The organism is Candidatus Cloacimonadota bacterium (assembly GCA_011372345.1).
Taxonomy (GTDB): domain Bacteria; phylum Cloacimonadota; class Cloacimonadia; order Cloacimonadales; family TCS61; genus DRTC01.
Genome location: DRTC01000135.1, coordinates 1 through 7,763, shown reverse-complemented (window position 1 = coordinate 7,763; position 7,763 = coordinate 1). Strand labels below are relative to the sequence as shown.

General features: G+C 35.6%; 9 protein-coding genes. All 9 read left to right on the top strand.

Features of this window, described 5'->3' with window-relative positions:
- A partial coding sequence (locus tag ENL20_02540) for a phosphatidylglycerophosphatase A (protein HHE37433.1) occupies window positions 1-109 on the top strand: 109 nt, incomplete at its 5' end.
- 107 nt (window positions 110-216) lie between these two features.
- The gene (gene yajC / locus ENL20_02535; GenBank protein ID HHE37432.1) at window positions 217-552 is read left to right on the top strand and encodes a preprotein translocase subunit YajC; all 336 of its coding nucleotides are present in this window, start codon (window positions 217-219) and stop codon (window positions 550-552) included.
- A 45-nt stretch (window positions 553-597) separates the two neighbouring features.
- On the top strand, window positions 598-1,155 hold the full coding sequence (gene def, locus ENL20_02530; GenBank protein HHE37431.1) for a peptide deformylase: 558 nt from the start codon (window positions 598-600) through the stop codon (window positions 1,153-1,155).
- Between the two features lie 109 nt (window positions 1,156-1,264).
- Window positions 1,265-2,212 carry a methionyl-tRNA formyltransferase gene (locus ENL20_02525; GenBank protein ID HHE37430.1) on the top strand — a complete coding sequence of 316 codons (948 nt, stop codon included), beginning with the start codon at window positions 1,265-1,267 and terminating at the stop codon, window positions 2,210-2,212.
- Entirely contained in the window at window positions 2,202-2,963 is a 762-nt protein-coding gene (locus ENL20_02520; protein HHE37429.1) for a DUF116 domain-containing protein, read from the top strand. Before ENL20_02525 ends, ENL20_02520 begins: the two co-directional genes overlap by 11 nt.
- A gap of 100 nt (window positions 2,964-3,063) precedes the next feature.
- Window positions 3,064-4,128 carry a ribosome small subunit-dependent GTPase A gene (gene rsgA / locus ENL20_02515; protein HHE37428.1) on the top strand — a complete coding sequence of 355 codons (1,065 nt, stop codon included), beginning with the start codon at window positions 3,064-3,066 and terminating at the stop codon, window positions 4,126-4,128.
- A gap of 142 nt (window positions 4,129-4,270) precedes the next feature.
- A complete protein-coding gene (locus ENL20_02510; GenBank protein ID HHE37427.1) occupies window positions 4,271-5,125 on the top strand; it encodes an NAD(+)/NADH kinase in 855 nt (284 codons plus the stop codon).
- Window positions 5,122-6,825: a DNA repair protein RecN gene (gene recN / locus ENL20_02505; protein ID HHE37426.1), complete on the top strand. Its 1,704-nt coding sequence runs from the start codon at window positions 5,122-5,124 to the stop codon at window positions 6,823-6,825. The genes ENL20_02510 and recN overlap by 4 nt, the downstream gene beginning before the upstream one ends.
- Window positions 6,826-6,828: 3 nt before the next feature.
- The gene (locus ENL20_02500; protein HHE37425.1) at window positions 6,829-7,725 is read left to right on the top strand and encodes a hypothetical protein; all 897 of its coding nucleotides are present in this window, start codon (window positions 6,829-6,831) and stop codon (window positions 7,723-7,725) included.
- Window positions 7,726-7,763: the final 38 nt, after the last annotated feature.

Genomic DNA, 7,763 nt, shown 5'->3' with positions numbered 1-7,763 from the left:
GGTAAATATCCTGCAGAAACTTCCCGAAGGTTGGGGAGTTATGGCAGATGATGTGATGGCTGGAATTTATGCGAATCTGATTTTGCAGGTTTTGGTGAGGATTTTTTAGTTATTTTTATAGACATTAATATTCAAGAAGAAAATAGAATAAAAAATAGTTGTTAAAATATCAATATTATAAATTTTTGCATGAAATAAGAAAAACAGGAGAAAAATATGTATAATGTGTTATTAGAAGCGACACCATCACAAGGTGGCGGAATGCAGATGATCATCATGTTCGGTTTGATGTTTGCCATCATTTATTTTTTGATCATCCGACCGCAGAAAAAAAAGCAGAAAGAGCACCAAGCCATGCTGGATAGTCTGAAAGTTCATGACAATGTGATCACCAGCGGTGGTATTTTCGGAAAAGTTGTAAATTTCAAGAAAGAAAAGACGATCGTTGTGATCCGAGTAGATGAAACAACAAACACAAAAATTGAGGTTCAGAGAGCTGCAATAGCCGGAATTATCAGCGAGGCAACTCCGCAGACAAATACGACGAAATAATTTTTTTATGTTCTTTTTTGTTAGTAATAGTTCGTTGTAAAAAATATGGATAAACAAAAAGCTAAAATTCTTTCGGTCAGGATTTACGGAGATGAAACTTTACGAAAAGTATCAGGATCTGTTGAAGATATAACAGATGAAATCCGTCAATTCATCAATGATTTGATAAAGACAATGTATGAAAAAGATGGGATTGGATTAGCAGCTCCGCAGGTTGGAAAATCTCTGCGTATCTTTGTTGTAGATCCCTACTGGTTCAGGGAAGGAAACAAAAAAAAGCCGTTTGTCTTTATTAATCCGGAATTTGTTGAATTTGAAGGAATGCAGGTGAACGAGGAAGGATGTTTAAGTTTACCGGGGATTTTCGAGAAAGTAAATCGGGCTGAAAGAGTTGTGATGAATGCTTTAAATGAGAAAGGTGAAGAAATACAATTGGAAACAGATGGTTTATTCTCCCGAGCTTTGCAGCACGAAAACGATCATCTTGAAGGAATTCTCTTTGTAGATAAAATTCCCAGAATGAGAAAGATATTTATTAAAAAGAAATTAAGAGAATTAGAAAGCACCACAGATGAAAATGGAGTCAACATCAGGGAAAAATGAAACTCTTCTCTGGTCCCCCTCTTGAGAAGCAGGGGATGACGGAATTTCAGAAGTCAATTTATCTTCCTCTCTTTTTAAGAGAGGGCTGGGGTGAGTTAAAAATGAAAAAATGTTAAACAATATCATCTTTATGGGAACACCGGAATTTGCTGTTCCCACTCTCGAACTTCTAAGCAAAACAAAATATAAACCGATTCTTTGTATTACCCAACCCGATAGACCAAAAGGTAGAAAAAAGAGATTATTACCTCCCGCCATAAAGATCAAAGCTCTTGAGCTGAACATACCATTGATCCAACCCGAGAATATAAATTCTCGGGAATCTATTGCGGAGATACAGAAAACAAATCCGGATATAATCGTCACGGTTGCTTACGGAGGATATTTGAAAAGAGAGATAAGGAGACTTCCAGAATTCGGTTGCATCAATCTACATCCTTCTCTTTTACCGAAATATCGCGGTTCTGCTCCTGTAAACTATGCTCTTTTCAACAATGAAAAATTTACCGGAAATACGATTTTCAAAATATTTGCTGAAATGGATGCAGGACCGATAATTTATCAAAGAAAAATCAGAATAAAAGAGAATGAATGTTTTTCAGAACTTACAGACAGGCTTTCCAAAATGGGGGCGGAAGATGTCTTGAAAGTATTGGAGAAAATAGAAAATAACGATTATGAACTGATAAAACAGGATGATTCCAAAGCAACATTCAGCCGCAAAATTGAAAAGCAGGATTTATTGTTAGATTGGTCTTTGTCTTCAGAGAAAATAAGAAACCGGGTAAGAGGTTTGGCAGAACGACCGGGAGTTGTTGCTTCTTTCCGCAGTAAAAGAATAAAAATAATTGAAACCGAAATAATGCAAAATGAATCAATTTCCAAACCCGGAACAGTTATCGATATCATAAAAAATGCAGGAATTGTGGTCGCTACTGTCGATAGTGACCTTTTATTGAAAAAAGTTCAACCGGAAGGAAAGAAGATCATGAATGCTTATGCATTTTATATTGGAGCATTGATCAGAACCGGAGAAAAATTCACCAATGGATTTTGAGATAAACACAAAAGGGAAAAACCTTTTTTTATCTTTATCGACGATCAGCTTGATCCTGATGATGATCGTCACCACTATTTTATGGTGGTTTGTTGCTCCCCGCTTGGAAGATATTCATGAATTTTTAAGACCTTTTTCTTTAACGCTTTTACGGATTTTCTATTTTATTGTGATTCTCGGAATAACCCTTGTTTATCTAACTTCCTACACGAAAAGAAATTTCCTGATCTTTCCTTTTGCAGTGCGGATTTCTATCCAATTCTTGTTTCCGATAACAATTTTATTGGGAAAAACGGTTGGCATCACAAAAGACAAAGTCCGTGAATCTTATGTTCATGTGAATAATTCATTCATCAAGGTCATCAGGAAGAAATTCAAAAATTCCGAGGTTTTGATATTATTACCGCACTGTTTGCAAAATACTGACTGTGGAATTCGCATAACAGTAGATATTAATAAATGTGTAGAATGCGGAAAATGCGATATTGGAGATCTGACAAAATTAGCGGTAAGATATAAAGTTCCGATAGCGATTGCTACCGGTGGAACTCTTGCCAGGAGAATTATCGTCGAGAACCGTCCTAAATTTATCATTGCAGTTGCTTGCGAGAGAGACCTGGTCGATGGTCTGCACGATGTTTTTCCAATTCCGGTTTACGGAGTTTTGAATGAAAGACCGGAAGGTCCGTGCGTCAACACACGAGTTGCAGTGAAAAAAATAGAAAAAGCATTAGAAAGTATTATTAAATGAAAATATTCTACTTAACTTTTTCAAGGTGGCACAACTGTTTCGAGTATTCTGATAAGTATCTGTTTTCAGGCATCTGGACGGAACTACTTAATCATTCACAATGAGCAAAAAAAAAGATAAGAAGAAATTTCTCCGCCAAAATATCAAACTGCAAAATATTGAAATTGGTGATATAAATACATTTGAAGAAGATGAAGTTATAGAAGAAAAAAGGGCTGAAAAGAAAATACCACAAAAAGCAGAAACATCAGATAAATCAGGACTGAAACTTACGGAAGGAAGAGTTTTAGAAGTTAAGACAAACTACAGATGCGTTGTGAATATTGACGAGAAGGAGTTGGTTTGTACTCTAGGCGGACGACTAAAGCAATTGAATTTTGAGACCAGATCGCTGGTTGCTGTCGGTGATTTTGTTCGTGTCGATCTTTCGGAAAATCCAAGAATCGAAGAGATCCTTCCCCGCAAAAATTCACTCTCCCGATTTTCTGAAACCTCCTTCCAAATTGAAATAATAATAGCAACCAATCTTGATCAATTGGTCATTGTTTCTTCCATATTAGAACCGGAAATAAAATTCGGTCTAATCGACAGGTATATTTGTGCTGCGGGAATTTATGAGATAACTCCGATCATTTGTATCAACAAGATTGACCTTGCACGAAATAGAGACGATATTAATAATCAAGTTAGATTTTATCAAAAGAACGGTTATCAGATAATTTATACATCTGCAAAAACAGGAGAAGGTCTGGAAAATCTAATCCAAATCCTGAAAGATAAAGAAACTGTTTTTTCCGGACATTCCGGAACCGGAAAATCTTCATTGATCAATAAAATCCAACCGGGATTGAACCTGAAAGTTATGGATGTTAGTGATTACAGCAAAAAAGGAGTTCACACTACTTCGAGCAGCAGATTAATTTCCTGGGATTTTGGGGGGTATCTGGTCGATACACCAGGTATCAAAACTTTTGGCTTGCACCGGAAAAATAAAGATAATATTCCCTTGATTTTTCCTGGTTTTGCAGAGTTGGCGGGTAATTGTAAATATAATAATTGTTCACATTCACATGAGCATGGTTGTGCTGTTAAAAAAGCAGTGGAGGAAGGTTTTTTCCCAAGAGAAAGATATAGTTCATATTTGAGGATTTGGGAATCGTTGTAGTGTTGGATTCGACTCCAAAACGAAGCATGGAGTTGATAACATCTAGCTATAAAACCAATTGCCAGAACACTCTGACCGGAACAACAATTCGGATAAATCCATTATGAAGTCCGGTCAGCAAAGTTCCTTAATGGAAGTAATTATGAAGAATTTCGGTATTTTTTTCAATCCAAAATATGCACATAAGAAAACGATATTTGATTCTCTAAAAAATCTTTATGAGAATATGGATTTCAAGTATTTTAAATTATCGGAACAGAATGAATTTTTACCGGATTTTATAAAGCCCATCGAGACAACAGAAAAGGTAAAATTAGATTGCATCCTGGTTTTCGGAGGAGATGGAACGATTTTACGAGCCTTACATTTTGCCTTGAAATCAAGTGCTCCGATCTTGGGAATCAATTTAGGGAAGCTTGGATTTTTATCAGAGATCAAGGTTTCGGAATTGGAAAAATCGATCGAGGATCTGAAAAAAAACAAGTTCAAAGTACAATCCCGGATGCTGCTCAAAGCAAGCATCAAAAGAAAAGGAAAGATGATCTTCTCATCTCTGGCTCTCAACGATGCGGTTGTTTATAAAGGACAGGTACCGAAATTGATAGATATTCGCGTATGCAGTAATCGTCGATTTGTCGTCGAAACCCGGTGTGATGGAATCATTGCCGCCACTCCCACCGGTTCGACCGCCTATTCTCTTTCCGCAGGTGGACCGATCCTTTCTCCAGTTATGGATGCGATCGTAATTGCACCTTTGAGTCCGCATATTCTGTCCGTTCGTCCGATGGTTTTTTCTTCAAAGGATGTTTTGAGTTTCAAGGTTAAGGAAATTCCTTATGAGACGATCCTGCAGCTTGACGGTCAAAACACCCACGCTCTTCAAACCAATGATGAGATAATCATCACGGCAGCTCACCAAAAAGTAGATTTCATAAAATTATCAAATAAGACTTTTTATCAGGTATTGCGTAAAAAACTTCACATGGGAAAAAGATGATCAAGAGTTTGCGGATCGAAAATTTCATAATCGTTAAAAAATTAAATTTAGATTTTGAAAAGGGATTAATGGTTCTGACCGGAGAAACCGGAGCAGGAAAATCGATCATCGTGGGAGCGATCGATGTTATTCTGGGAGGAAAAGTTCGCTCCGGGATGGTTTTTGATGAGGAAAAAACAACGCGTCTGGAAGTTGTTTTTATTATCGATAAGCAGAATAAGAAATTTCTGGAATTGCTTTCAAAATATGAAGTAGATATTTCTGATAATGAAGTTTTCTTTACGAAAGAAATTTATCCGAATTTAAAAGCGAAAGCTTTTTTAAACGGAAGAAGAATAACAAATTCCATTATCAAAGAATTCCGGGAAGTATTGCTGGATTTTCACAGCCAGAAAGACCAGCAGAAACTATTGGATAATACTTATCAGCTGGAGATACTCGACAGTTTTGGAAATCTGACCTTGCAAAGAAAAGAATTTGAAGAAAAATTTCTGGATGTAAAAAAAAAAATCAGTGAACTTCAAAACTTAAAAGAACAGGAACAGGAAAAGGAAGAAAAGATAAAACTCTATCAATATCAGGTTAATGAGCTGGAAGAAATTGATCTCAAAGAAGAAGAAGATGAAAAGCTTCAAAACGAACTGAATTTATTAACTCATGCTGAAGAAATAATCGAGCAGTCCGCAGACATTGAACAAAAGGTCTTTGAGAATGAAAATTCAGTTTATGATATTATTAATTATTTTATTGTTCAGCTGACAAAATTTTCCGATGATAATGTACACATAAAAAAATCAGTAGATTTGTTGCAGGAATCTTTAACAAATCTGGAAGAAGCGATTACCGAGATAAGGCAGGTGCAGAATTTTGTAAATCTCGATAAACACAGGCTTAAGGAGGTAGAAAGCAGGCTTGATACTTTAAATATGATCAAAAATAAGTATAAGATGGATATTCCGAAAATACTCGATTATCTAAAAAAAGTAAAAAGGGAGATAGATTTTTATTCTTCGGGGAAAAAACAGATCGAAATTTTGGAAAAGAATTATTCTCAAGAAAAGAAGAAACTACAAGTTTTAGCGGAACAATTAAGTAAAGAAAGACAGAAAATTGCTCTGAAATTTGAAAAAGAGATCGTGCAGAATATTAAGAAATTAGCTCTTCCGGAAGCAAATCTAAAGATAAGATTTGACAAAGTAAATACAAAAAAAGAATTTACTTCGGATTTTAAATATCTGACGCGTAGCGGTCAAGATGAAATCGAGTTCTTTTTTTCTGCGAATAGGGGTGTGAAGATGCAGCCTCTTAAATATGCTGCATCCGGAGGTGAATTTTCTCGTGTGCTTTTAACAATAAAAAAAATTTTATCCGGCAAGATGGATAAAAAAACGATCATTTTTGATGAAATCGATACGGGCATCGGGGGAAATATAGCGAAATTACTCGGTAAATTTATTGCCAATATCGGCAAATCCCATCAAGTAATTTGTATTACGCACTTACCGCAGATAGCAGCTTTTGCGGATAATAATTATGCCATAAAAAAACGAAAAGGCACAAAATTTCCCGGAATTGAGATAAAGAGATTGAATGAAAAAGATAAGAAAGAAGAAATTGCCCGAATGTTAGCCGGAACAGGCTCAAAATTAGCATTGAAATATGCTGAAGAAATTCTAAAAAAAAATAATAAGGAGATTTAATTAATGATTAGTTTAAGAAAAAGCACACAATACATTATTATAATTTTGATATTTGCACTTTCCATTTATATTGGATTAAGAAATTCAAACTTATTAAAAGACACGGGAAAAGTCATAAAAACGGATACCTCCAAAACTGACGAAATGTTCCAGAAAGAATTGAACTATAAAAAAATCAGGCTGGTTTATTATGTAGACAATATTCCTGAAACAATCGCGCAGATCAATGAAAGTTTAAAACATGAAGAAACCGTCACCAAATTTTCGGAAACAAAAAGCGGGCATTATACAACACTCTCCGAGATCCCGGGAACAGAATTCCAGCAAGTTATCAAAAACTTAAGGGAAATCGATGGTTTGAAGGAAGATATCGTCAAGACTGAAAAACCTTCTGTCTTTGATATTAATGTTGAGGATCATATTTCAAATAAGAAATTAGCAAAAGTACAAATTCAGGAAAGGATGAAAAGTTCCAGAATATCTCAAGAAGAAAGTGAAAGATTAATAAGCCAGCTCGATAGAGTACAAACTTCGATCGACAGTCTGAACAAATTGAAATCACTTGATGAGCACAATGTAAAAAACGATCTTATTTATCTTACTGTGATCAAGAATATCAGATCGAGCGAGAGTACCAGGAATAAAGTTAAAACATTTGTGACAACGACAATCCTTTTCCTGGCTATATTTACAGTTGGTTTGATACTGCTTTATCTTCTGATGGTACTTCTTTTCAAGCTGATCACCGTTTTGGGAATTAGAACAGCAAAAGAAGGAAGTTCTTCATATTATAATTACCGGTATTACAGAAAAGGACACGGTAGGTATCGCAGACCGTACAGTAGAAGCACTAAAAGAATAAACAAAAGCGACAAAGATAAGTCTAAACGCAGGGAATAAATTATGGAAGCCTGGATGGTTTGGGTCGCAATCGGTGT

What these genes read in the sequence shown, in the direction of transcription:
- recN (HHE37426.1), top strand. Translation starts at nt 5,122, where the DNA reads ATGATCAAGAGTTTGCGGATCGAAAATTTCATAATCGTTAAAAAATTA.
- def (HHE37431.1), top strand. Translation starts at nt 598, where the DNA reads ATGGATAAACAAAAAGCTAAAATTCTTTCGGTCAGGATTTACGGAGAT.
- yajC (HHE37432.1), top strand. Translation starts at nt 217, where the DNA reads ATGTATAATGTGTTATTAGAAGCGACACCATCACAAGGTGGCGGAATG.
- ENL20_02510 (HHE37427.1), top strand. Translation starts at nt 4,271, where the DNA reads ATGAAGAATTTCGGTATTTTTTTCAATCCAAAATATGCACATAAGAAA.
- rsgA (HHE37428.1), top strand. Translation starts at nt 3,064, where the DNA reads ATGAGCAAAAAAAAAGATAAGAAGAAATTTCTCCGCCAAAATATCAAA.
- ENL20_02525 (HHE37430.1), top strand. Translation starts at nt 1,265, where the DNA reads ATGTTAAACAATATCATCTTTATGGGAACACCGGAATTTGCTGTTCCC.
- ENL20_02500 (HHE37425.1), top strand. Translation starts at nt 6,829, where the DNA reads ATGATTAGTTTAAGAAAAAGCACACAATACATTATTATAATTTTGATA.
- ENL20_02520 (HHE37429.1), top strand. Translation starts at nt 2,202, where the DNA reads ATGGATTTTGAGATAAACACAAAAGGGAAAAACCTTTTTTTATCTTTA.